The 23,628-nt window shown below is 43.8% G+C and carries 21 protein-coding genes; 11 read left to right on the top strand and 10 right to left on the bottom strand.

Going from position 1 to position 23,628, the window contains the following annotated elements; translation table 11 throughout:
* Nucleotides 1-136: 136 nt before the first annotated feature.
* From ACVBIK_RS15160 to yjjX, 4 genes are all read right to left on the bottom strand, one after another.
* A complete protein-coding gene (locus tag ACVBIK_RS15160; protein WP_447170032.1) occupies nt 137-1,348 on the bottom strand; it encodes an aminotransferase class V-fold PLP-dependent enzyme in 1,212 nt (403 codons plus the stop codon).
* Between the two features lie 97 nt (nt 1,349-1,445).
* Complete coding sequence (locus ACVBIK_RS15165; protein WP_447162174.1) at nt 1,446-2,489, bottom strand: NADP(H)-dependent aldo-keto reductase; 1,044 nt, start codon at nt 2,487-2,489, stop codon at nt 1,446-1,448.
* A 76-nt stretch (nt 2,490-2,565) separates the two neighbouring features.
* Nucleotides 2,566-3,537: a bifunctional helix-turn-helix transcriptional regulator/GNAT family N-acetyltransferase gene (locus tag ACVBIK_RS15170; protein WP_447163190.1), complete on the bottom strand. Its 972-nt coding sequence runs from the start codon at nt 3,535-3,537 to the stop codon at nt 2,566-2,568.
* 93 nt (nt 3,538-3,630) lie between these two features.
* A complete protein-coding gene (gene yjjX / locus ACVBIK_RS15175; RefSeq protein ID WP_447170033.1) occupies nt 3,631-4,170 on the bottom strand; it encodes an inosine/xanthosine triphosphatase in 540 nt (179 codons plus the stop codon).
* 556 nt (nt 4,171-4,726) lie between these two features.
* Here yjjX and ACVBIK_RS15180 point away from each other — a divergent pair.
* Both ACVBIK_RS15180 and ACVBIK_RS15185 read left to right on the top strand, forming a co-directional pair.
* Complete coding sequence (locus ACVBIK_RS15180) at nt 4,727-6,013, top strand: aromatic amino acid transport family protein (protein WP_447162171.1); 1,287 nt, start codon at nt 4,727-4,729, stop codon at nt 6,011-6,013.
* Between the two features lie 172 nt (nt 6,014-6,185).
* On the top strand, nt 6,186-7,553 hold the full coding sequence (locus ACVBIK_RS15185) for an L-serine ammonia-lyase (RefSeq protein WP_447162170.1): 1,368 nt from the start codon (nt 6,186-6,188) through the stop codon (nt 7,551-7,553).
* Nucleotides 7,554-7,654: 101 nt separating this feature from the next.
* Here ACVBIK_RS15185 and ACVBIK_RS15190 read toward each other — a convergent pair whose 3' ends face one another.
* On the bottom strand, nt 7,655-8,098 hold the full coding sequence (locus ACVBIK_RS15190) for an N-acetyltransferase family protein (RefSeq protein ID WP_447162169.1): 444 nt from the start codon (nt 8,096-8,098) through the stop codon (nt 7,655-7,657).
* A 157-nt stretch (nt 8,099-8,255) separates the two neighbouring features.
* Between ACVBIK_RS15190 and ACVBIK_RS15195 the strand changes: the two genes are divergently transcribed.
* The gene (locus ACVBIK_RS15195; RefSeq protein WP_447162168.1) at nt 8,256-8,489 is read left to right on the top strand and encodes a hypothetical protein; all 234 of its coding nucleotides are present in this window, start codon (nt 8,256-8,258) and stop codon (nt 8,487-8,489) included.
* 168 nt (nt 8,490-8,657) lie between these two features.
* Complete coding sequence (locus ACVBIK_RS15200) at nt 8,658-9,956, top strand: dicarboxylate/amino acid:cation symporter (RefSeq protein WP_447162167.1); 1,299 nt, start codon at nt 8,658-8,660, stop codon at nt 9,954-9,956.
* A 214-nt stretch (nt 9,957-10,170) separates the two neighbouring features.
* Here the strand turns inward: ACVBIK_RS15200 and ACVBIK_RS15205 are convergent, their stop codons facing one another.
* Nucleotides 10,171-10,584, bottom strand: coding sequence for an META domain-containing protein (locus tag ACVBIK_RS15205; protein WP_447170034.1), 414 nt, complete (start codon nt 10,582-10,584; stop codon nt 10,171-10,173).
* A 77-nt stretch (nt 10,585-10,661) separates the two neighbouring features.
* Here ACVBIK_RS15205 and ACVBIK_RS15210 point away from each other — a divergent pair, with 77 nt between their 5' ends.
* Nucleotides 10,662-10,877: a hypothetical protein gene (locus ACVBIK_RS15210; RefSeq protein WP_447162165.1), complete on the top strand. Its 216-nt coding sequence runs from the start codon at nt 10,662-10,664 to the stop codon at nt 10,875-10,877.
* Between the two features lie 449 nt (nt 10,878-11,326).
* On the opposite strand, the gene ACVBIK_RS15215 is transcribed toward ACVBIK_RS15210, so the two are convergent.
* Nucleotides 11,327-12,247, bottom strand: coding sequence for a GGDEF domain-containing protein (locus ACVBIK_RS15215; RefSeq protein ID WP_447162164.1), 921 nt, complete (start codon nt 12,245-12,247; stop codon nt 11,327-11,329).
* A gap of 296 nt (nt 12,248-12,543) precedes the next feature.
* Between ACVBIK_RS15215 and ACVBIK_RS15220 the strand changes: the two genes are divergently transcribed.
* The 3 genes from ACVBIK_RS15220 to ACVBIK_RS15230 all read left to right on the top strand — a co-directional run bounded on the left by ACVBIK_RS15220 (nt 12,544) and on the right by ACVBIK_RS15230 (nt 14,557).
* Entirely contained in the window at nt 12,544-13,119 is a 576-nt protein-coding gene (locus ACVBIK_RS15220) for an N-acetyltransferase family protein (RefSeq protein WP_447170035.1), read from the top strand.
* Nucleotides 13,109-13,459: a hypothetical protein gene (locus ACVBIK_RS15225; RefSeq protein WP_447162162.1), complete on the top strand. Its 351-nt coding sequence runs from the start codon at nt 13,109-13,111 to the stop codon at nt 13,457-13,459. Before ACVBIK_RS15220 ends, ACVBIK_RS15225 begins: the two co-directional genes overlap by 11 nt.
* 402 nt (nt 13,460-13,861) lie before the next feature.
* Nucleotides 13,862-14,557, top strand: a complete 696-nt coding sequence (locus ACVBIK_RS15230) for a VC0807 family protein (protein ID WP_447170036.1) — start codon at nt 13,862-13,864, stop codon at nt 14,555-14,557.
* A 437-nt stretch (nt 14,558-14,994) separates the two neighbouring features.
* On the opposite strand, the gene ACVBIK_RS15235 is transcribed toward ACVBIK_RS15230, so the two are convergent.
* The gene (locus ACVBIK_RS15235) at nt 14,995-16,719 is read right to left on the bottom strand and encodes a UvrD-helicase domain-containing protein (protein ID WP_447170037.1); all 1,725 of its coding nucleotides are present in this window, start codon (nt 16,717-16,719) and stop codon (nt 14,995-14,997) included.
* Nucleotides 16,720-17,136: 417 nt separating this feature from the next.
* Between ACVBIK_RS15235 and ACVBIK_RS15240 the strand changes: the two genes are divergently transcribed.
* The gene (locus tag ACVBIK_RS15240; RefSeq protein ID WP_447170038.1) at nt 17,137-17,463 is read left to right on the top strand and encodes a hypothetical protein; all 327 of its coding nucleotides are present in this window, start codon (nt 17,137-17,139) and stop codon (nt 17,461-17,463) included.
* A 79-nt stretch (nt 17,464-17,542) separates the two neighbouring features.
* On the opposite strand, the gene ACVBIK_RS15245 is transcribed toward ACVBIK_RS15240, so the two are convergent.
* Both ACVBIK_RS15245 and metK read right to left on the bottom strand, forming a co-directional pair.
* Nucleotides 17,543-18,001: a GNAT family N-acetyltransferase gene (locus tag ACVBIK_RS15245; protein WP_447170039.1), complete on the bottom strand. Its 459-nt coding sequence runs from the start codon at nt 17,999-18,001 to the stop codon at nt 17,543-17,545.
* Between the two features lie 332 nt (nt 18,002-18,333).
* Nucleotides 18,334-19,488, bottom strand: a complete 1,155-nt coding sequence (metK, locus tag ACVBIK_RS15250; protein ID WP_447162158.1) for a methionine adenosyltransferase — start codon at nt 19,486-19,488, stop codon at nt 18,334-18,336.
* Between the two features lie 495 nt (nt 19,489-19,983).
* On the opposite strand from metK, the gene tkt reads away from it, so the two are divergent.
* Together tkt and epd are read left to right on the top strand one after the other, a co-directional pair.
* On the top strand, nt 19,984-21,975 hold the full coding sequence (gene tkt, locus ACVBIK_RS15255) for a transketolase (RefSeq protein WP_447170040.1): 1,992 nt from the start codon (nt 19,984-19,986) through the stop codon (nt 21,973-21,975).
* Between the two features lie 215 nt (nt 21,976-22,190).
* Complete coding sequence (gene epd / locus ACVBIK_RS15260) at nt 22,191-23,207, top strand: erythrose-4-phosphate dehydrogenase (RefSeq protein ID WP_447170041.1); 1,017 nt, start codon at nt 22,191-22,193, stop codon at nt 23,205-23,207.
* Nucleotides 23,208-23,628 lie beyond the last annotated feature (421 nt).

The following is a 23,628-nucleotide window of genomic DNA, read 5'->3' on the forward strand; positions in this document are numbered from 1 at the left end:
CTTCGCGGCTAGAGCGGACTTCGTCCTGCTATACAGTCAACAGACGGTCCAGCTTTTGTCTTTCCATCTGTTGCTTAAATCTTTACCGTCTTGGCCTTTCCTAGAACCTGCTTTTCCTAGGATCTAGAACCTTTTTTTAAATCAACAACTCTTTTACCGATTTCATGGCGTTGATAAAACTGTCGATATCAGCCTTATTAGTATAAACGCCAATGGAAGCACGGCAGCAGCCTTTTAAGCCTAAACTTTGCATCAAGGGCATCGCGCAGTGGTGGCCGCAGCGCACCGCGATGCCTTGTTGGTCGAGTAAAATGCCCACATCCTGATGGTGCTCGTCGCTAAGATTAAATGCTACCGCGCCGATATTATCGCGGTGAGCGCCATAAAGTACCACATCACCAAGCGCGGTTAACTCATCTTGCAGGTAGTATAACAGTGCTTGCTCGGCGGCGTGTACTTGCTCTTTTGGTAGTGCTTGAATAAAGTCGATGGCGGCGCCTAAACCTATCACTTCAGCGATTGCTGGCGTGCCGGCCTCTAATCGATTAGGTAACTGACTAAACTCGGTCAGCTCAAAGCTGACGGTTTTTATCATCTCACCACCTGTCATTAATGGGCTTAAGCTATCTAAAGCCTCAAAGCGACCATATAAGACACCTATGCCGGTAGGGCCATACATCTTGTGACCCGAAAAGACATAAAAATCACAACCGATACTTTGTACATCGACCCGAAGATGGGCGATAGCCTGCGCGCCATCGACCAGGGTGAGGGCGCCCGCGTGTTTGGCTTTGGCTACTAACTCGTTAACCGGATTGCGTGTACCTAAGGCATTAGATACATGGCTCAGCGCCACGATGGCGGGCTTTTCTTTCAACAAAGCCTCGAAAGCATCAATGTCTAGCCGGCAATCTGCCGTCAGTGGAATCGGCTTGATAATCGCGCCAGTGCGCTTGGCTAGCTCTTGCCAGGGCACGATGTTAGCGTGATGGGCGGCGCTATCAATTAGAATCACGCTGCCAGCTTTGATTTGGCTGGTTAAGCCATTAGCGACGATATTGATCGATTCAGTGGCACCGTGAGTAAAGATAATCTCTTCACGTTGCTTGGCATGAATAAACTGCTTTAGCTTATCGCGCACCGCTTCATATTGGCTGGTGGCTCGGGCCGACAGTTGGTGGGCTGCGCGGTGCACGTTGGCATTATCATGCTGATAATAGTGGTTCATAGCATCAATCACTTGCTGCGGTTTCTGGCTGGTGGCGGCCGTGTCTAAATAACACAGTGGGTAGCCATCATTAGACTGAGCAAGAGTTGGGAATTGTGACCGCAGCGTTGAGAGATCCATTAATCCGATCCGAGGTTATCGATAAAATAAAAAGGCGCTCAGATCTTGTAAGATCTAAGCGCCTAAAGCAAGGTTAGACTGCTAAAAGAGCCTGTTTTTATGGGCAAGGTAGGCGATAAATCAACGCCAGCTCATCTAAGCGTTGCATCAACTCTGGTGAAATAGTGCAGTTTATACTGTCGATATTCTGTTTTAACTGCTCAAGATTGGTAGCACCAATAATATTTGAAGCAACAAATTTTCTCGAATTAACAAAGGCTAGCGCCATTTGTGCTGGGTTCATATTAAATTCACGCGCCAGTTCAACATAGGCTTTAGTGGCCTCAAGTGCTAGCTCTGTACCGTTGTAACGTGCAAAACGCTTAAATAGCGTCATTCTCGCACCCTCTGGCCATTGGTTATCAAGGTACTTGCCCGATAGTGCGCCAAAAGCCAGCGGTGAATAAGCCAGTAGCGGTACTTCTTCGCGGTGGCTAATTTCAGCCATCCCCACTTCATAGCTGCGATTGAGCAGATTATAGGGGTTTTGCACCGAGACTATTTTAGGTAAGTCATGCTTCTCGGCTAAGCGCAGATACTCCATAAAGCCCCAAGGCGTTTCATTAGAGATCCCTATGTAGCGAATTTTGCCTGCATTGATGAGATCCGATAGTGCCTCTAAGGTATCGATAATCGGTGTAAGTTGCTCGTGCTCATCTTGCTGGTTATAGCTCAGCTCACCGAAAAAGTTCGTGTTTCTGTCTGGCCAGTGGATTTGGTATAAATCAATGGTATCGATTTGCAGACGCTCTAGAGAGGCGTCAACGGCGGCATGAATATTACGCCAATCGAGCGCCATATCTGGGCGAATATAATCACTCTTACCACCCGGTGCGGCCACCTTAGTCGCAATCACTAAGTTTTCTCGATTACCTCTTTGTTTAAGGTATTGACCTAAAATGCGTTCAGTTTCACCTTGAGTTTCAGCCTCGGGCGGTACTGGGTACATTTCTGCGGTGTCGATAAAGTTAATGCCTTTACCAATAGCATAATCGAGTTGTTCGAATGCTTGTGCCTGGGTGTTTTGTGCACCCCAAGTCATGGTACCTAAACAGATTTGACTAACATGTAAACTTGAATGCGAAAGACGTCTATATTCCATAAAAACTCTCTTATACCCGAAGGCTACTTTAACTTGAGGCTAGCAAGCTTTAGCGATAAAAACCATGAGCTTATCGTCAGTTTAATGTTTCTTTTATATAAAACGATTCGTCTACTGACAGCGAACGCAGCATGGCTATCTCACAGGCGTCATGGCCAGTATTACCCATTGGCCTATCGAGATGCTTAAAGCCTAGCGACTCATAGAGCTTAATCGCTTCAATAAGATTAGCAGTGGTTTCTAGATAACAGGAGGTATAACCTTGCTCACTAGCAAAACGGATGGCCTGCAAGGCTAGGCGCTTAGCAAACCCTTTGCCGCGCAGCTCGGTGGAGAAATACATCTTCTGTAGTTCACAGGTGTCAGCGTGTCCTGCCAATGGGGCGATGCCTGCCCCGCCTAGGATCTTGCCCTCTAACTCTATGACCCAGTAATGGGCGTTTTGAGCCTGATAAACCTCACTCAAGCTATCTAGGGTCTTATCGGCTACGCCATAGCCTTTATCTGCTGTTAGGCCATATTCGGCGGAGACTTGGCGGATCACCTGGGCGATCTGCTCATTGTCCTGGGCTGTAATGCTTCTAATGCAATAGCCTTGCTGCGACTTAGATTGCATCACAGCTTTGTTATAACGCCTAAGTGATAGCTCTAGCTCGGCAATATGTTCAGCGGGGAGCTGGGCCATAATTTCACTAAACTGTAGGTTTTGCTGCTCATTTAACAGGGCCAGCTGCTTTTTGCCTTTGGGGCTAATTTGCACCACTAAACTGCGGTTGTCTCTTGGGTTAGATTGTGACTTGGCAAAGCCTTTATCGACCAGATGGCTGACGGCTCGACTCGCGTTGGATTTGTCGATATTGAGAATATCGGCCAATTGCTTAATAGAGTAGGTGTTCTCGCCTAACTCAATTAGCGTATGAGCTTGAACTGGGGAGAGAGGCTGATTACCGCAGGCAGCATTTAACATGCCTAGTTGACGGATAAGCTGCCTAGAGAGACGGCGTAATTGAGAAGCGACACAAGGGCTATTATCTTGAGCTTGATTCATCGAACAGTTCTTGTTTAGTTGCGATTAACACCTAACTTACGAGGACTACTTTTCAAAATCAAGTATCTTAAGATAAAAATAATAAAGCGATGGCTAATTAATGTACAGATGCGGGTGTAGCATAGGTGCCATGGCAAGAATGATCGCCTGGGTATAGTTCCCCTGACGCGTTGCATGACCTTCAGTGAGCAAGGTTATCGCGCCGCCTTTCTGTTTAATATTGACCGTATTGAACATGTCATCCATCACATGGCCTAGCTCTTGGCCTTGGGTTAACGCTTGATAAACCTGCATGGGTAAGGGCAGTTGTGCGCCGCGCCCCACGCTCACCTGTGCTTTATGTGTAATTGCGATATAGGCAAATGTCGCAGGACCATGATCAAACAAGTCAACGCCGCCTTCCATCGCAATATAGTAATCGGCTTGATAATTGTCCTGGCAATATTTGGCTCGATTGATTGCGCCTAGTTTTGTTTCTGCTTCACTCATCGGTTGGTCAGCCACTAATGACGGCGCATGCACTCCTTGACACTCGATATTGCAATCGGGAAAAAGGCGGGTTAAGGCGCTTTGAGCCGCACCCACTTTAACGGGATTCTTTGAGCCCACGATGATGGTTATTGTGTCTTTCATTTTGGTTATCTTTTCTCGAGTAGGGAACTCTTTTGTCCCACCAGTTTATTGTAATTTATCTTTATCTTCACCATTAAATAATTGGCCTGAAAAAGGATTACTTGTATGGATTTAACGCTGGTTAACTAATGTTCAATATAAATTAACAAAATTTATCATTAGATTACCTAATAAGAGGGTGAATTTTGCCTTTTAAAGCTGTGACACGCTTCAAAAACCGACATTGAGTTGATGGTCAGTGTCGGTAAATTGGTATTTTTGCGATCTATGTCCGTTCAGAAGTTTTCAAGATTAGAGGCTGTACATGAGTATTTCATGATTTACGTAAACTTAATGTTAGTTTAAGGTTCGATTCGGTTGCGTTTGTGATGAACAAATGAAAACTTATTACATCAAATAAGCGATCTAGCTCTCAATTTGATTACGATTTGAAAATCAATTACAGAATGTGAACCCAGATCAATATTTAGCGGATGCATTAGGATACTCTTAACCGCGAAATTACTCCTGAGATCAAAATTAAACGGTGCCTGTCAGCACCTTTAAGGTAACAAGAATGCAAAAAGACGCGATCTGTACACAAGAAGTGGTACAAAATGATACGGCAACGACTAAGTCAATGCCTTGGACACGTCAAGATACGACTTGGATGTTGAGTTTGTTCGGTACTGCTGTCGGTGCCGGAATTTTATTCCTACCAATTAACGCAGGTATGGGCGGTTTTTGGCCACTAATGATGATGGTTGCTATCATCGGTCCAATGACTTACCTCGCTCACCGTGGTTTGTCGCGTTTTGTTTGCTCATCAAGCAAGCCAGGCAGTGACATCACCCACGTAGTGGAAGAGCACTTTGGTGTGGGTGCGGGCAAGGCAATTACTTTGCTTTATTTCTTTGCTATCTACCCAATCGTTTTAATCTACGGTGTGGGTATTACCAACACTGTTGATAGCTTTATTGTAAACCAGCTAGGCATGGCATCGCCACCACGCTTCATTTTATCAGGAGTATTAATTCTTGGCATGATGTCAGTGATGGTAGCGGGTGAAAAAATGATGCTTAAAGTGACTCAGCTATTGGTATACCCATTAGTTGCGATTTTAGCATTCATGTCTGTATATCTGATCCCTGATTGGAAAACAGATGCGCTACAAGTTGTGCCAGACACTGTAGACTTCTTAGGTACGGTTTGGTTGACTATCCCAGTACTAATTTTTGCCTTTAACCATTCGCCAGCGATCTCACAGTTCTCTGTGTCATTGAAGCGTGAACATGGTAAAAATGCAGCACGCAAAGCAGACGTGATCTTACGTAACACTACATTTATGTTGGTTGGTTTCGTGATGATGTTTGTAATTTCATGCGTATTAGCACTATCGCCAGCGCAACTTGCTGAAGCGAAATCGATGAACTTGCCAATTCTTTCTTACTTGGCAAACGTGCATGAAAGTGGCTTTGTAAGCTACTTCGGTCCATTCATTGCTTTCGTTGCGATTATCTCTTCATTCTTCGGTCACTACATGGGTGCGACTGAAGGCATGAAAGGGTTAATCACTAAGCAACTACGTTCGAGTGGAAAAGAAGTTTCTGATTCTAAACTGAACAAGTTTATTTTAGGTTTCATGTTCTTCACTATCTGGGGCGTGGCCATTATCAACCCAAGCATTTTGGGTATGATTGAAGCGCTAGGTGGTCCAATCATCGCTGCGATTCTTTACCTAATGCCAATGTATGCGATTCACAAAGTGCCAGCTCTAGCTGCATACCGTGGTCGTTTCAGCAACATCTTTGTTGTGGTTGCAGGTCTACTTGCTATGACTGCGATTCTGTTTGGTATGATGTAAAAAGATAACGCTAAAAGCTGGGTTGTTTCTTTATGCGATAGCATTTTGAGATAGCCTGGCTTTTTAATGTTTAAGCACTTGCTTAGGCGTTATCCATTAAGTTTTATGATTCCATTTGTTTGACTAAGCCAGGAGTTCTCCCGGTTTTTCCTCTTTTTCCCGAGGTGTTTTTATGTTTAGCGCATTTGATATTTTTAAGATAGGTGTGGGTCCATCGAGCTCTCATACTGTCGGGCCGATGAAGGCCGCCAAAGAGTTTATCGATGATGTTCGTCAAACGGGTCAGTTTGAACAAGTGACACGTTTGAGCGTAGAGATTTTTGGTTCTTTGTCGTTAACCGGTAAAGGGCACCATACCGATATCGCAATTATTGTGGGTCTAGGTGGTAACTCACCGCACGATGTAGATATTGACGGGATCCCAAGCTTTATTGCTGACGTCGAAAAAACGCACAAACTGCCAATGGGCATCGAAAAGCAGTTAGTCGACTTTGGTCACGATGCGGTTATCTTCCATAGCCACGCATTACCATTGCATGAAAACGGCATGATGTTGCACGCATACAGTGGCGACGACGTAGTATTAAGCAAGACATACTATTCAGTTGGCGGTGGCTTTATTGTTGAAGAATCACAATTTGGCAAAGAAGTTGAAAACCCAGTTGAAGTGCCATACCCGTTTAACTTTGCCGATGAGCTACTAGCGACCTGTAAAGAGACTGGCCTAAGCATCAGCACTATCATGTTCAAGAATGAACTGTGTTTCAACAGTGAAGAAGCGATTTACGATGGCTTTGGTGCAGTATGGGCAACCATGCATCAAGCAATTGAAAAAGGCTGTCAAACTGAAGGCGTACTAGCCGGTCCGCTACGAGTGGCTCGTCGCGCTCCAGCACTTTACCGCCAGTTACAAACGGGTGAGCGTCTATCTAGCGACCCAATGGAAATCGTTGATTGGATCAACGTATTTGCAATGGCAGTGAGTGAAGAAAACGCTGCCGGTGGCCGCGTAGTGACTTCACCAACTAACGGCGCAGCGGGTATTATCCCAGCTGTTCTTGCTTACTATGACAAGTTCATTAAGCCTGTTGGCAAGCAAGAGTACACTCGCTTCTTCCTAGCTGCGGCTGCAGTAGGTTCGCTATATAAGCGTAACGCTTCAATCTCTGGTGCTGAAGTTGGCTGTCAGGGTGAAGTTGGAGTGGCATGTTCTATGGCTGCAGCGGGTCTTGCTGAAATAATGGGGGCTAACCCTGAGCAAGTCTGTATGGCTGCTGAAATTGGCATGGAGCATAACTTAGGTCTAACTTGTGACCCAGTTGCTGGCCAAGTTCAAGTACCATGTATTGAACGTAATGCGATTGCTGCTGTTAAAGCAATTAACTCATCACGTATGGCAATGCGCCGTAACTGCGCACCAAAGGTGAGCTTGGATAAAGTTATCGCGACTATGTATGAGACGGGCAAAGATATGCACGTTAAGTACCGTGAAACGAGCCAGGGCGGTTTAGCAATCAAAGTAACCAGCATCTGCGGTTAATTTTTGAAGTGAGCTAGGCGTTTACATGTAGTATCGCTGTCAAAAAAGCAAAAAGGCCATCAAATGATGGCCTTTTTCATATGTATTTTTTTGATAAAAGCTTACTTTTCTTCGTACATCAAGTAGTAGCTTTGCTCCATACCTAAGGCGCTATAGGTGCGCTGAGCATTGGTATTTTCTTTTTCAACATAGAGTCTAAAACTGGCCGCGCCATCGTTTTCTGCAGCGATATCTTTAACGGCTTGATAGAGTTTGCCATAGATCCCCTGGCGGCGATTTTCAGGGCGAATATACACACTCTGGATCCAGTAATAGTCTTTAGCGCGCCAATCACTCCATTCAAATGTCACCATGAGTGAGCCTGCAATTTCACCGTCAACTTCAGCAACAAGGTAGAAACCTTTTTCGGCTGATGTCAGCAGAGTATTGACCCCTTTTGTCAGAGTTGTTGCATCTAAGACTAAGTTTTCTGTTTCCTCTGCCATTGCTTGATTAAAGTTAACCAGTGCTTGCAGATCTGCCATCTGACCTTTACGAATTATCATCTATCGGGTTCCTTTTTTCGCTCACTTTAACATGAAGTTTAAGCCTCTCAGATATTTTTTTAACTATTCTTATTCGACTAAAGTCTAACCATGGTTATTCGACTAAAGTCGAACTCTGCTAGACTTTTTCTATGGCCCTCATCTAAGTGGAGTCGCGATGAAAAAGGAACAAGAGATTAAACATGTGTGGCATTTTGTACTGACGTTACTCACTCTAGGGCTTTGGGGTATCGTTTGGTGGTGGCTGATTTTACGTGCCGAAGGTAAAGCGATATTTTCAGGTTTCGATGATGCTTATTGGAGCTATCTTATTGAGCGAGATCAGCCTCCCGCAGCACTTCATCAAATGCATTTCTCTAAAAATGTGAAAACCTCAAAATTTGATGCATAAAATTATGAATTCCTCAGTGCGTTAGCGGTTATTGTTGTAGCTAATCCATGGAATTTATCGGCGTGATACAGATCATCTCTCACTTCTAAAGCTTATGCTAAACTGCCGCGTTATTTTGAACTAGTCATGTGCTGGTAGTCCTCCCTTTAAATGTTTCAAGGTTTAAATATGTCAAGTCAACAACCTTCACTGGTGAAAAAAGTGTGGTCGAGCTGGATGTCTGTGCCGCTATGGTTACAGATAATGATAGGTATGCTGTTAGGTATTTTAACGGGTATCGGCTTAGGTGAGCAGGCGACCTACTTGAAACCAATTGGAACGCTATTTGTAAATACAATCAAGATGTTGATTGTGCCATTAGTGTTCTGTTCTTTAATTGTCGGCGTGACCTCAATGCAAGATACTGCAAAGATGGGCCGCATTGGTTTCAAGTCGTTCGCTTTCTACTTAGGCACAACCTCTATTGCAATCACAGTAGGCTTAGCCGTTGGTCACTTTATGCAGCCCGGTGTTGGCTTAGATATGGTGGCTCACGAAACAACGGAAGTGGTTAAGCAAGCGCCATCAATCATGCAAACCTTGATTGATATCGTACCGACTAACCCGATTGCAGCGCTAGCAAATGGGCAAATTCTACAAGTGATTGTGTTTGCCGTCGCGCTAGGCGTTGCTTTGGTGTTGATTGGTGAGCATGGCAAACCTGCCATCAAGGTGTTTGAGAGCCTAGCCGAGGCTATGTATAAGCTGACTGATATGGTGATGAAGTTAGCACCATACGGTGTATTTGGTTTGATGGCTTGGGTAGCTGGTGAATATGGCGTTGATATGTTGATGCCGTTAATCAAGGTGATTATTGCCGTTTACATTGGCTGCTTCTTGCATGTTGTGGGCTTCTACAGTTTTGTTTTAGTGGTGTTTGCTAAGCTCAATCCTATTCAATTTTTTAAAGGTATTAGCAATGCACTTGCGGTGGCATTCACAACATCAAGCTCTGCGGGCACCTTACCTGCGAGTATGAAGTGTGCTAGCGAATACCTAGGTGTTAACAAGAAAATCTCAAGCTTTGTATTGCCACTTGGCACCACGATTAACATGGACGGCACAGCGCTTTATCAAGGCGTAACGGCACTGTTTGTTGCACAAGCTTTTGGTATCGATTTAACCTGGGTTGATTATCTCACTATTATTTTAACGGCAACGTTAGCCTCAATCGGCACCGCAGGTGTGCCAGGTGCGGGCCTTGTAATGCTAACGTTAGTATTGACCACCGTTGGTTTACCACTTGAAGGTGTCGCCCTAATTGCCGGTATCGACCGTATCTTGGATATGGCACGTACCGTAGTGAACGTGTCTGGCGATCTAGTGGCAACGACCGTGATTGCAAAATCAGAAGGTGAAATTGATGTTGAACATTACAACGCCAATGCTGAAGACAGCGCTGAAATGGCAGAAAAGCTAAAGTCTTAAGTAGCCTGTGCCAAGATGAGTTTTAACGTATAAAAAACCGCCAACAGGCGGTTTTTTTGTGTCTGGAACACTTATGGCGATTTACCAAGGACGGTAAAAAATCGTCTTTATGTCATAAATGTCTTATCTCACTGCTAACAAACTGGCTCCCATGAAACATGCCATGAAACGTCTTGCGAACAAAAACTCGCCCAGCAATGATTTAAAATGAGTCTTACTTTTTGCTGAGTACCATAACTGTATTGTCACCAGCATCTTTTAACACTAACTTACCTTTTGCCATTTCAGCTTGAGTGACTTTAGGCATCGCTTGCATTACACGTTGCTCTTGCGCCATCAAAGCATCGACACAGGCTTTCATTGTGCTACCAGCGGGTTGCAATTGCAGTGATTGACCAGATAGTACATAACCACCGAAAAAGTTATTACAACTGTTGTTACCGGTTAGATTACCTTCGGCATCAAAAATCAGTTCTGCAGGGCTATAATCGATGACAGGCTGACCTTGTGCTGACTCAATGTGCCATGTACCTTCAATGGCTAAATCCTCTACTTGAGTTTGAGGCGTTGATTGACAAGCTGCTAAACCCAATAGCAAACTTGCTACGATTAAGGATTGTTTTATCATGTTCTGGATCCAAAGTGGTTAATATCAATATCTTGTGAATATATTAGTCTAAAATCGATAATAAAAGGCGGTTGGCAGTGCAAAAAAGTGTAATTAAAACCCTAAAAATATTCCATTGGATAGGGTTAAGCATGCTGTTGTGTGCACTTGGTATCTATTTTATGTCCAATATGTCACAACAAGTTGAAGGCATGGTTATTATTGCGAGTTTGTCAGGGTTAGGAATGGTGATGATGTCGCCGTTTCCTATCGCACTATTTTTAGAGTGGGCACAAAAGCAAAATCAACAATAGCGGTTTAACTTTGAACCTAGAACCTAGAGCGCTCGAAACTCGCTGCGAGGACGCTTCGCGGCTAGAGCGGACTTCGTCCTGCTATACAATCAGAAGAGGGCATTGTGTTTTTTATGTAGGTTGGGCTTTAGCCCATCACAGATGACGGCATAAATGCCGACCTACAAAAATGCTTTAAAGAGCCAGGAGCCAAGAACACTCGTAAAGTCGCGGCTAGAGCGGACTTCGTCCTGCTATACAATCAAAAGAGGGCATTGTGTTTTTTATGTAGGTTGGGCTTTAGCCCATCACAGATGACGGCATAAATGCCGACCTACACAAGCGTCTATGTGGTCTTTCCGGCTCTTTTTTGTCTTTGCCTTTCAGCTTTTACCGTCTTAGCATTTTCTAGGACCTAGGACCTAGGACCTAGGACCTAGAACCTAGAACCTAGAACCTAGGATCTTCTATTAACCCCGATTTCTTTCAAGATCTGCAGTCGCTTGCTCCTGCATCGGAATTAACGTTAATTGAGTGTCTGGGGTAAAAAAGCATTTGCCTGTGACAAGATTAATTTCCGGTGCTTCCTTGCTGAGTCGTTTGCGCAAACGGGCGATTAAACTGTCTAAGTTAGACTCGTTATCAACAAAGGCGAGAATAATAAATTGCTGGTTTTGAATTCGCGCCGATATATCAGCTTCACGCATGCTTTCTGAAATAACCCTAGCCATAATTCGAATACGTTGTGTCTCGGTGTATTTCTGATGTTGGGAAGAGGGGACATCTTCTAGAATAATAATCCCGGCATGAGAGCCAAAGCGGCGACTCAAGCTTAACTGCCTAGGAGCCATTAAATTAAAACCGTAAGGATTGAGCATACAGGTAAATTCGTCCTGAACCGACATTCTCTGCAGCTGCTCCATCATATACATCTGCTTCAATTCACCTTGAATAAGTGCTTTTACCGTTTCGCAGACCGCTGCAGAGGTCGCACTGATTTTATCACTGGCGGGGTTACAGATCACAAGGCAACCAAATAGTCTGCCATCAGGCCAAGTGAGCTTGATAGCGAGTAATGTGTTAAAAACAGCAAAGCTGCCACCGAGCTTAGCGGGTTCAAATGGCACTAACCCGTAGCTGACTGTTTCGCAAATGGCATCAATAAGCCCTTCTCTTTGGAGCATATCGCCAGCGGCAAAGGCGTTACCTGTCTGCTGGGGACTGCTACATGTTATTTGGCCTCTATCACCATTAGACTGAAGAATAACAGTGGCTTCAGATTGATAAAGGTCGTTAATTAAGTCTACTTGTTGTTGCCATCTCGGCAAGCTAATAGCAGGATGATCCTGTTCCCTAATCCAAATGTTATGATTGATTTTTTGCGCTAACATGAGTGAGCTCGCTTATTGTTATGGAGGCCTAGATAGGCTTTTATCAAGCTTATATCGCCAAATAACTATACGGGCTTTGCTGGGTTATTTGAATGTTAAATATGTAAAAACCTGATCTGTATCTGGCTAAGTAATGCTCGCTTGGTCACTTTGGTTAAGGATTTACAGTTTTATGCACTTCCTTAAAAAATAACGATAGTTTGAAGCCTAACGACCCTCACGATTATTCAGTTATAATTGCTAGTTAATTAGTGTTTTTACTCCAACAGAACCAAGATTGAGTGTAGAAGACAGAGATGAATATAAGACGTGCAAAAACCGCCGATATCGCAACCTTAGTTGCACTGGAGCAAGAACACTTACAAGATGAGCTTGTTGCCGATAAGCGCGACAATTCACTTGAGGGGCAATCGTTCACGCAGGCCGATTTAACGACATTGGTGGATCAGCATTGGGTGGTTGTGGCTGAAGTTGAAGGTGCTATAGTCGGTTATGTTATTGCGGGGCGATGGTCTTTCTTCAAGCAATGGCCTATCTATCGTAACTTGCTAAATCGTTTACCTCGTCTTGATTATGAGCGCGCAAAACTCACCGAGAAGAACTGCTGTCAATATGGGCCAATATGGATTGATAGTCGTCATCGCGGTCAGGGCATATTTGAAGCACTTGTGAGCTATATTAAAAAACTGGTCGCTAATGAACTGCCTTATATGTTGACCTTTATCGCAGAAGACAACGCAGGCTCGTTTGCCGCACATACTCGTAAAGGCGGTATGCAAGTTGTCGATTATATTAGTTATGATGGCCGTGATTATTACTTGCTTGTATTGCCAACCAGCGAAAGTTTTTTTAAGGATTTTTATGTTATCTGAATCAGTAGCAGCCATTTTCTCTCCGTATCTAACATTAAACTTATCTGGGTTTGATAACCTTAAGTTGGTGGTTGCGGTATTAACGGCCCAAGGCCAAGAGTGTCATGCGCTAGAAGCAGAATTAACCTTTGAAGGTAAAACACAAACTGCGTACTTAGTGCGTTGGCACAAGCATTTTATCTATTGTGGTCGGACTAACTCTTACGGCAATGCGATTGATGAAGTCGCGAGTTTAGATGACATTAATCCAGAGTCGATACAGGTTCTACAACCGCCAGTCTTGTCGATGCAACAAGTTGAGTTTATGTGCATGGAAAACGCACATTTTGATCATTGTTGATAGAGAGTGTCAGCTTCTTGTTCACACTCTATAAAGCGGGGCAACGGCTTCCTCTGTTTACGCTCTTTTTATAAATAGTTTCCAATCCATTTCGATAATCGCCATAGATAACAGCTGTTTTTTATGGCGATTGGAGTTTGCTCAACGGAATGGTTATTCGGCATAGAAGAGTCGCCAACTTTCTTTTGTACAGTTTCAGACATTGTAGCGGCTAACATGCTGAGTCTCAGTTATGTTTGAACAAGAGTGACACCTGAGGTAGAAAAAGGTATTTTTACGCCCCTGTACGCGGTTTAGTATCAATGCTGGCATCATAGAGTGGCTAGTCTAAGATCATAGAAGCAGCGCTGGTTTATCTTTAAATTTTTTCGAAGCTTATATGCTTCGGCTGGAAAACAACATATGAGTAGTACATCGACACATAAACCTCGGCCTATGGTTGACCTGTTAGTGAGTATCGTCATCCCCGCTTTTATTCTAATGAAGCTAAGTGGTGATGATCAGCTCGGGGCGAGTGGTGGATTAATGTTGGCGTTAAGCTTTCCGCTAGGGTGGGGCATATTTGAGCTAATAAAGTATAAAAAGTTTAATTTTATCGCCTTGCTTGGCTTAGCCAATGTGATGTTAACCGGCGGCATTGGTTTACTGGAGCTTGACCTTAAATGGTTGGCAATTAAAGAAGCCGCGATTCCAGCCGCTATCGGCATTGCAGTGCTTATTTCGACCTTTACTTCTAAGCCACTAATTAAAGTCTTGGTCTTTAATCCAGCGGTGATGGACGTAGATAAGATCATGAAGCGCTTACAACAGAACAATTGTATGGCGGCGTTTGAAAAGCGACTCATGACAGCCACCTATTTTGTTGCCGGCTCGTTCGCGTTCTCGGCCACCATGAATTACATACTGGCCAAATGGATAGTCACCAGCCCAGCCGGGACCCCTGAGTTCAATGAACAGCTGGGGCAATTGAGCTTATACAGTTACCCAATGATCGCCGTGCCATCGATGTTGATGATGATGGGGACCTTTTATTATTTATGGCGTACTATTCGAGATCTGACCGGGCTTAAATTGGAAGAGGTTTTGGCAAACCAGTAATGGTGATGTGGGAATGTTTCCCACCCCCTAGTTCCAATCAAGCTGCGCTTGATAAACGTGATTCAGTTAGACTTCGTCTAACAACTAAAGTCGTGAGCTTCCAGCTCACACTCGGGCAAAAGGGGGACAACAGCTTCCCCCTCTTGCATCACCCGAGCCGCCCCGACGAAGTTGTTGATCCTCAGTTATTTTCGACAATCGCTATCGCCTCATATTCGCCATCCATGGCTCACCTAAGGCTATCTCGGCATCCATGCCTCACTCACGCGATTGTCTTCAATAACTTCGGCAACTCCGATGGGGAATAGGTGTTTTCTGTGAGTTTCACTATTCGTTTGATATCTATGGGGAATAGTTATTCTGCTTAGAAACTCTAGAAACTCTAGAAACTCTAGAAACTCTAGAAACTCTAGAAAGTTTACTCTGACACCCACTTTTTATTGATCCAAGAGTTCTAATATTTCAGATGCAAAGTTATTATCACGATCATAGTTTACAATTAGCTTTTCAGATGCTCTTGTCATACCAACATAAATTAATGTTCTATTGTTTCTTTGTACTTCAAATTTATCAACTTTATATAAAATACAGTATTTTGCCTCTAAACCTTTTGATGAATGATAAGTGGTGATCAATCCTTTGCATTTTTGGGGCTCCTTACCACTATCAAATTTACTTGCGATATTGTTTGGTAAAGTTCTTAGCATTTCTCGGCATTCATAATTTGTATGGCATAAAATTAGTATATCTTGAGGCAAGATATCTAGTTTGTTAACCAACTGCTCTACATAACTAGAAATTGAAGTTGCATTCCCCTCTACCAAGTCAATCGAATTACCATTATTTGCAAAGCCATTTAATTTATCCATCTCGTAGAAATTACCAATATCCTTTGCTAGTACGTCATCATTTGATAGAAACTTCAATGCAAAATCTAGGTGATTCTGGTTTGTTCGATAAGGTATTTTTAGTAATTTACTTCGACCTTGGATATTAATGCCAATTTCTTTATAACTACTCCAAGTAATATCATAGATTCGTTGTAAACGATCTCCAGCAAAGAACAAGTTTTCTTGTCCATCTTCACTTTTTTTACAAATAGTTTTACATAATTCAAACCAATCCACATGAAAGTCTTGGTACTCATCAACTAATACAGCATCATAAGTTCCGTTTTTACCTTTTAAGCCATTGATTGCTTCTTGAGGCCAAAGCTCACTGTAGTATTTTTCACCGCTTTGATCTGCGACTCTTTTGTTAAATCCTATAATGTCATAGCAAAGCTTATGGAAGTGCTTGATCTGAATTCTGCTTTTAACACTTTCAGGAATATTCATATCCTTAGCTTTCACTGTAAGCTGGTGTTTTAGCTTATTAGCTAAAGCTTTTGTATATGTAAGTATTAATATCGAGTAGCTTTCATAACGTTGAGCCAAGTGCAACGCTCGCGATAACAAGATCACTGTTTTTCCGCTACCGGGAATACCAGACACCATATAGTGTCCATTAGGAACTTTTTTGGCAAATTCCTCTTGCTCGTAATCTAGTGCTTTTACATCTTTAACTTCAACAAAGTCATCTGACTGCCTTGTTTCTGTTGGGATAACTATTTCTGGGAAAAGAACACTTCGAATAGCAAGTATCTCGGCATTACTAAGATTGTTTTGACGTTCGATTACTAGCTCATCTAATGTTAATGTTCTTAGCTTTCTTCGATCATATATTATTGATGAGCTCCCCATAAGCTCAGGCTTCGACTCTAAGTAATCGGAGTTTAAGTTAGTATAAAAAACTAATTTTCTAACACTAACTTTGAGCTCTCCAGCCTCATCTATAAAATCAAACACTCCATTAAGCTTGCTTAAAATAATACTTTCATATGTTTCAATTTGATCAATAGGGTTTTTAAAACGCCCATTTTTACAAGACACTAATTTAGAATTAGAGGAAAGAATAAATTCTTCACTCCAGTCCTTCACTTCAATAATCAGTACACCGAAGCTTTTGCCAATAACAACAAAATCTGGTCGTAAGCTGTTTATATTAGGTTGAACGTAGACAAAGCAATCTTCGTTGCTTAGTAATTTCTTCAATTTTTGGTCTAAAGCATAACGTTCACCTGATGTAAGAAGATCGGCGTCCGTAGGGTTAATTATTTTCATAGTGCCACAGTGAGTAATACTGAACTTACCTAGTATTATACCTTTATAGTGGTATAAGTATTTGATTTAAGTCAAATTTAGCCGGTATCAGTATATGGTGTCGCAGCTCAATAATATGTCGATTTGCTGGAGCCATATCAAACTTGAAAACTTGATCATCTTGAAGTCGAGGTCTCTTCAATCTTTCGCTAAATATTTTAATTTCGGTGGCTTACGGAGTAGTGCGGGGAGGGAGCATTCTATGCTCATTTTCCGCTCTTTTTTCTCAAGGGGTATATCTGTTGTGGGAATGTAACTGCGAATTTATCTAGGACTTGTAAGTCAGAGCTGCTGCGCACAATAAATTAGAGAATATAAGGCTCTATTAGCTGTTCTTCGGTATATCTATTTCTCTTGCGAATGCGTAATGGGGCAAAAGTGAGTGACAAAACTTACAGAAAACACCTAATCCCATCGGAGTTGCCGAAATACGTAGATGAAAATGCGGTGGAGCCATCATGGATGATGGCTCAGGCTCAGCGGGACATGGATGTCCCATCTGAGCCGTTAGGCGATTTTTATTGGAGTATGAGGATCAACAACTTCGTCGGGGCGGCAGGGGAGATCCAAGAGGGGGTAGCTGTAGACCCCTTCTTGGCCGTGTGCGAGCTGGAAGCTCACGACTTTGGTCAGGCGCAGCCTGATGCCTTAAAAATCTGGTGTGGGCGAAGCGCCACGACCTTTCTCAAGCGGAGCTTGAGTTAGTTGTTAGACGCAGTCTAACTATAAGGTCAAACGAAGTTTGATTGCTTCAAAGGCCGTAAGGCCTCAAATAAAACGAAAGCTATCGTTCAATAGCACCAGTTAATCCCATTAACACCAACCTTTCACCATCCCCCTGATACTTCAGAAACAACTGCTCAATATCATTCGGCGCTGATGCCACAGCGCAAAAACCATGTTGCGAATAAAACCCTTCTAAATTCGCTAAGGCAAAAATATACGTCTTGCCGTCACTAATCACGGGTGAAAGTTCTCGCATCAACTGATGCCCAACACCTTGGCCACGAAAATCTGGGTGCACTAACATGCCAGTTAAAATAGCTAACTGACCAATAGGCCGAATACGCGCACTAGCGATTATGTTGGAAGAAGTGATTTCGTCAAAGCTATCAAGGTTAGGGTCAGCTTGCGTTAACACGCAGACAGACTCCTTCTGCAACAGGCGTGCATAAGGCATGTGCTGGCGATAAAACTTCTTCACCTCGATACGCTCATCAGCCGCTAACCAAGTTAATTGCACTTTGTAACTACCTCATTCTTAGTCTGTAGAGAGCTGCGCTGGGAATATTATGTTGTACATTGATAGTAATCAGAGTGATACAAATGAAGCAAGTATCCGCAGCAGGGATGCTGTGGTTAAGCCCTCAGGGATGAGTTTATGGCGTCTTGCGTAATTGTGTGCTCTGATGCAAAACCACAACTTAATATTGCTAATTGCAGACACAACGACGATTTACTATTTTGAAAAAGTCATCCATGGTAAATCGTCATAAATGTTCCAGACATAAAAAAACCGCCAAATGGCGGTTTTTATCGGCGTTGAACCAGCAACGCCGAACTAATCGGTAACGATTATAGACCTGCGTCAGCGCGTAGAGCGTCAACTTTGTCTGTAGCTTCCCATGGGAACTCGTTACGACCAAAGTGACCGTATGCTGCAGTCGCTTGGTAGATTGGACGAGCTAGGTTCAACATTTCTGTTAGACCGTATGGACGTAGGTCGAAGTGACGACGTACTAGGTCAATCAATAGCTCTTCGCCAACTTTAGCAGTGCCAAATGTTTCGATGCTGATTGAAGTTGGCTCTGCAACACCAATAGCGTAAGACACTTGAAGCTCACAACGGTCTGCAAGACCTGCTGCAACGATGTTCTTAGCAACGTAACGTGCTGCGTATGCTGCACTACGGTCAACTTTTGATGGGTCTTTACCAGAGAAAGCACCACCACCGTGACGAGCCATACCACCGTATGTGTCAACGATGATCTTACGACCCGTTAGACCACAATCACCTACTGGACCACCGATAACGAAACGGCCAGTTGGGTTGATGAAGTATTTAGTGTCTTTAGATAACCACTTAGCCGGTAATACTGGCTTGATGATGGTTTCCATTACACCTTCAATGAGGTCTGCTTGAGTCACATCTTCGCTGTGCTGCGTAGATAGAACAACTGCATCGATACCAGCAATGCTGCCATCTGAGTTATAAGCAAAAGTAACCTGACTTTTCGCATCAGGACGTAACCATGGAAGTGTCTTGTCTTTACGTACTTCAGACTGACGCTTAACTAGCTTGTGCGAATAAGTAATAGGCGCAGGCATGAGTACGTCGGTTTCGTTGTTGGCATAGCCAAACATTAAACCTTGGTCACCAGCACCTTGCTCTTTAGGGTCAGCACGGTCAACACCTTGGTTGATGTCTGGAGACTGCTTACCAATTACGTTTAGGATAGCGCAAGAGTCGGCATCAAAACCCATATCTGAGTGAGTGTAGCCAATGTCACGTACAGTCTTACGGGTGATCTCTTCGATATCAACCCAAGCTGAAGTGGTAACTTCGCCGCCAACCATAACCATGCCAGTTTTGACATAAGTTTCGCATGCTACACGAGCTTTTGGATCTTGCGCCAAAATTGCGTCTAGTACCGCATCAGAAATCTGATCGGCGATTTTATCTGGATGACCTTCTGAGACCGACTCAGAGGTAAACAAGTGCTTTGCCATGATGGAAAATCTCGTCTTTAAACAATTTGAATGTGTAGAAGTATCTACATCTAGACGGCTATTCTAGTGTAAAACAGAGTTGATGACACCCCTTTCACTAAATTTTGTGCAGTCACGCGCGCATTTTATTTGCTAGATGGATATTTAATAGGGTTTTTGATTTACATTAGATCTATGTAAGTAAAGGTGATTTTTACTGTTTTATGCGCAGCGTTCTGATTTAGGAATGATCAATAATTTGCCCATTTTTGCCAAAAACTCACCGCTGAAATAGAAAAAAGCTATTATTTGATGGCATTAATTTGCTCAAGCTTCATTCATCTCACTTAAAAGTGCCAATATTTTTCATTCTGGGTGAATTAAATTTGCGTCCTACTGGCGAGTAGGCGAAAATATGGCTCCAAAATTTGCTGTAGGGAAGGGAAAAGCAAATACAAATTTGTGGCCCTTTTCTCAATCTAAGCCTCAATACCTCAAAACGAAGCAGGAGAGAGCATGTCATCTCGTAAAGAACTCGCAAACGCAATCCGCGCATTGACCATGGATGCTGTTCAAAAAGCCAATTCTGGTCACCCAGGTGCACCAATGGGGATGGCTGATATTGCTGAAGTGCTATGGAACGATTTCCTAAAGCACAACCCAAACAACCCAGACTGGGTTGATCGTGACCGCTTTATCCTTTCTAACGGCCACGGCTCTATGCTTATTTACTCTTTGCTGCACCTTACAGGTTACGCATTACCTATCGAAGAGTTGAAAAACTTCCGTCAGCTTCACTCTAAAACACCGGGACACCCAGAATACGGTTACACCCCCGGTGTTGAAACGACAACTGGCCCACTAGGCGCTGGTATCAGCAACGCTGTAGGTATGGCGATTGCTGAAAAGACACTGGCTGCACAGTTCAACCAGCCTGGTCACGACATCGTTGATCACTTCACATACTGCTTCCTAGGTGATGGCTGTTTGATGGAAGGTATCTCTCATGAAGCATGTTCACTAGCCGGCACCCTAGGTCTTGGCAAGCTAGTCGCGTTCTGGGATGACAACGGTATCTCTATCGATGGTCACGTAGAAGGCTGGTTCACTGACGATACGCCTAAGCGTTTTGAGTCTTACGGCTGGCATGTTATTGCAAACGTAGATGGCCACGACAGCGACGCTATTCGTGCGGCTATCGAAGAAGCTAAGTCTGTTACAGACAAGCCAACCATGATCTGCTGTAAAACGACTATCGGTTTTGGTTCACCAAACAAGTCTGGCAGCCACGACTGTCACGGCGCACCACTAGGTGATGCTGAAATCGCAGCGGCTCGTGAATTCCTTGGCTGGAACCACGGTGCATTTGAAATCCCAGAAAACGTTTACGCGGGTTGGGATGCTAAAGAAGCGGGTCAAGCTAACGAAGCTAACTGGAACGATAAGTTCGCAGCATATGAAGCAGCATTCCCAGAATTGGCGGCTGAATACAAGCGTCGTGTTATTTCTGGCGACCTACCTGCTGACTTTGAAGAGAAAGCACAAGCTTTCGTTCAAGAGTGTCAAGATAAAGCAGAAGGCATTGCTAGCCGTAAAGCATCACAAAATGCTATTGGTGCATTTGGCGCTATCCTACCTGAAATGCTAGGTGGCTCTGCAGATCTAGCCGGTTCTAACCTAACGCTTTGGTCAGGCTCTAAAGGTATTCAAGACGATCCAGCCGGTAACTACATCTATTACGGTGTACGTGAATTCGGCATGAGCGGTATCATGAACGGTGCTTCTCTACACGGTGGTTTCATCAACTACGGCGCAACGTTCATGATGTTTATGGAATACGCACGTAATGCTGTACGTATGTCTGCATTGATGGGCATTCAGAACATCTTCGTTTATACCCATGACTCTATCGGTCAAGGTGAAGATGGTCCAACTCACCAGCCAGTTGAACAGCTTGCAAACCTACGTATGACACCAAACATGACGGTATGGCGTCCATGTGATGCGGCTGAAACTGCGGTTTCTTGGAAGAATGCAATCGAGCGCCGTAACGCGCCAACATCGCTAATCTTCAGTCGTCAAAACCTTGCTGCGCAAACACGTACTGCAGAGCAGTTAGCGAACGTTGTTAAAGGTGGTTATGTACTAAGTGATTGCGCTGGCACACCAGACCTAATCCTGATTGCTACAGGCTCTGAAGTTCAGCTAGCACTAGATTCTGCAAAAGTACTGACTGAGCAAGGACAAAAGGTTCGCGTTGTGTCTATGCCGTCAACTAACGAGTTCGATAAGCAAGATGCGGCTTATAAAGAGTCTGTACTACCAGCCTCTGTGACTAAGCGTGTTGCGATTGAAGCGGCTCACGTTGATTTCTGGCACAAGTATGTTGGCTTTGGCGGCGCAGTTGTGGGCATGAGCACCTTCGGTGAGTCTGCTCCTGGTGGCGACTTGTTGAAGTACTTTGGCTTTACTGTTGAAAACGTTGTAGCAACCGTTAACGGACTATAATCAGCTAACGTGTCAGAGCTAATGATGCAATGGGCGGTTAACCTAGGCGCGAGTCGAAAGATTAATCAGTGTATTGCATCAATAATTTGCTCTATGATACAGAATAATTGTTTACGTATTTTTTACTTTAAGCATTTATGATACAACGGCTTACCTATTGAGGTAGGCCGTTGTCGTATCAATAATTAAGCTGTTAAAGGAAATAGAAAGCTTACATGATCAGAGTCGCTATCAATGGTTATGGCCGTATCGGTCGTTCAATTCTTCGTGCAGTGTATGAATCTGCCAAACGTGACCGCATTCAGATAGTGGCGATTAATGAGTTGGCCAAACCTGAAGCGATGCTTCATTTAACTCAGTACGACACCACCCACGGGCGCTTCCACACCCAAGTGTCACTTGATAATCAGCATATGATTATTGGTGACGACGCCATTAAATTGCTGCATGAACCTAATCCTGAAAATCTGCCCTGGAAAGAACTGGATATTGATATTGTTTATGAAGCGACGGGCGTGCTTAATGACAGAGTGCAATGTGAAGCGCATATAAAAGCGGGTGCTAAGCAAGTTCTAATCAGTAACCCGTCATCTAGCGATGTCGACGCCACCATTGTTTATGGTGTTAACCAAGATTTACTCAAAGCCGAACATACCATAGTGTCGAATGCATCATGCACGACTAACTGTATCGTACCGGTGATCGACGTGCTCGATAAGCATTTTGAAGTTAAAAGTGGTGCGATTACCACTATCCATTCGGCAATGAATGATCAGCAAGTGATCGATGCCTATCATGACGATTTACGTAGAACCCGCGCCGCTGGTCAATCAATCATCCCTGTCGATACTAAACTTGCTCGGGGTATTGAGCGTATTTTGCCGCACATGAAAGATAAGTTTGAAGCTATCTCTGTACGCGTGCCGACCATTAACGTCACCGCAATCGACCTTTCCGTTACGCTCAATAAGCGCGTCGATATCGAAACCGTGAACCGAGTGCTTAAACAAGCAACTGAAGGTTCATATTCTGGCGTGGTCGGATTTACCAATGAGCCGTTAGTATCGTGTGACTTTAACCACGACCCACGTTCAAGCATTGTCGATGGCACGCAGACCCGAGTCAGCGATGGTCATTTGGTGAAGCTATTACTCTGGTGTGATAACGAGTGGGGTTTTGCTAACCGTATGCTCGATACCAGCTTAGAGATGATGAAGGCAAGAAGGTCCTAGGATCTAGGTCCTTGTTCTAAAGTAGGTCGGCATTTATGCCGTCACCTTTGATGGGCTAAAGCCCAACCTACATAAAAAACACAATGCCGTCTTTTGATTGTATAGCAGGGCGAAGCCCGCTCTAGCCGCGAAGCGTCCTCGCAGCGAGTTTACGAGTGCTCTAGATTCTAAAGAAGATAAAGCCGAAAGAGCAGGTGATAAGTCGAGAATAGCTGAGACGATACAAGCTGAGACGGCAAAGGCCGCAAAGGCAAGATGGTACAACAAAAGCTGAATAGACAGAGAATCAACGGCAGCGGAAAACGAAAGATTATAAAGAGCCAGCTTGGTGTTGTTTGGTATGCAGAACCTAGAACCTAGAACCTAGAACCTAGAACCTAGAACCTAGAACCTAGAACCTAGAACCTAGAACCTAGAACCT

It is taken from the genome of Shewanella sp. 125m-1 (assembly GCF_052977065.1).

Coding starts and splice junctions, on each gene's coding strand:
- ACVBIK_RS15160 (WP_447170032.1), bottom strand. CDS start 1,348: ATGGATCTCTCAACGCTGCGGTCACAATTCCCAACTCTTGCTCAGTCT.
- ACVBIK_RS15165 (WP_447162174.1), bottom strand. CDS start 2,489: ATGGAATATAGACGTCTTTCGCATTCAAGTTTACATGTTAGTCAAATC.
- ACVBIK_RS15170 (WP_447163190.1), bottom strand. CDS start 3,537: ATGAATCAAGCTCAAGATAATAGCCCTTGTGTCGCTTCTCAATTACGC.
- yjjX (WP_447170033.1), bottom strand. CDS start 4,170: ATGAAAGACACAATAACCATCATCGTGGGCTCAAAGAATCCCGTTAAA.
- ACVBIK_RS15180 (WP_447162171.1), top strand. CDS start 4,727: ATGCAAAAAGACGCGATCTGTACACAAGAAGTGGTACAAAATGATACG.
- ACVBIK_RS15185 (WP_447162170.1), top strand. CDS start 6,186: ATGTTTAGCGCATTTGATATTTTTAAGATAGGTGTGGGTCCATCGAGC.
- ACVBIK_RS15190 (WP_447162169.1), bottom strand. CDS start 8,098: ATGATAATTCGTAAAGGTCAGATGGCAGATCTGCAAGCACTGGTTAAC.
- ACVBIK_RS15195 (WP_447162168.1), top strand. CDS start 8,256: ATGAAAAAGGAACAAGAGATTAAACATGTGTGGCATTTTGTACTGACG.
- ACVBIK_RS15200 (WP_447162167.1), top strand. CDS start 8,658: ATGTCAAGTCAACAACCTTCACTGGTGAAAAAAGTGTGGTCGAGCTGG.
- ACVBIK_RS15205 (WP_447170034.1), bottom strand. CDS start 10,584: ATGATAAAACAATCCTTAATCGTAGCAAGTTTGCTATTGGGTTTAGCA.
- ACVBIK_RS15215 (WP_447162164.1), bottom strand. CDS start 12,247: ATGTTAGCGCAAAAAATCAATCATAACATTTGGATTAGGGAACAGGAT.
- ACVBIK_RS15220 (WP_447170035.1), top strand. CDS start 12,544: ATGAATATAAGACGTGCAAAAACCGCCGATATCGCAACCTTAGTTGCA.
- ACVBIK_RS15225 (WP_447162162.1), top strand. CDS start 13,109: ATGTTATCTGAATCAGTAGCAGCCATTTTCTCTCCGTATCTAACATTA.
- ACVBIK_RS15230 (WP_447170036.1), top strand. CDS start 13,862: ATGAGTAGTACATCGACACATAAACCTCGGCCTATGGTTGACCTGTTA.
- ACVBIK_RS15235 (WP_447170037.1), bottom strand. CDS start 16,719: ATGAAAATAATTAACCCTACGGACGCCGATCTTCTTACATCAGGTGAA.
- metK (WP_447162158.1), bottom strand. CDS start 19,488: ATGGCAAAGCACTTGTTTACCTCTGAGTCGGTCTCAGAAGGTCATCCA.
- tkt (WP_447170040.1), top strand. CDS start 19,984: ATGTCATCTCGTAAAGAACTCGCAAACGCAATCCGCGCATTGACCATG.
- epd (WP_447170041.1), top strand. CDS start 22,191: ATGATCAGAGTCGCTATCAATGGTTATGGCCGTATCGGTCGTTCAATT.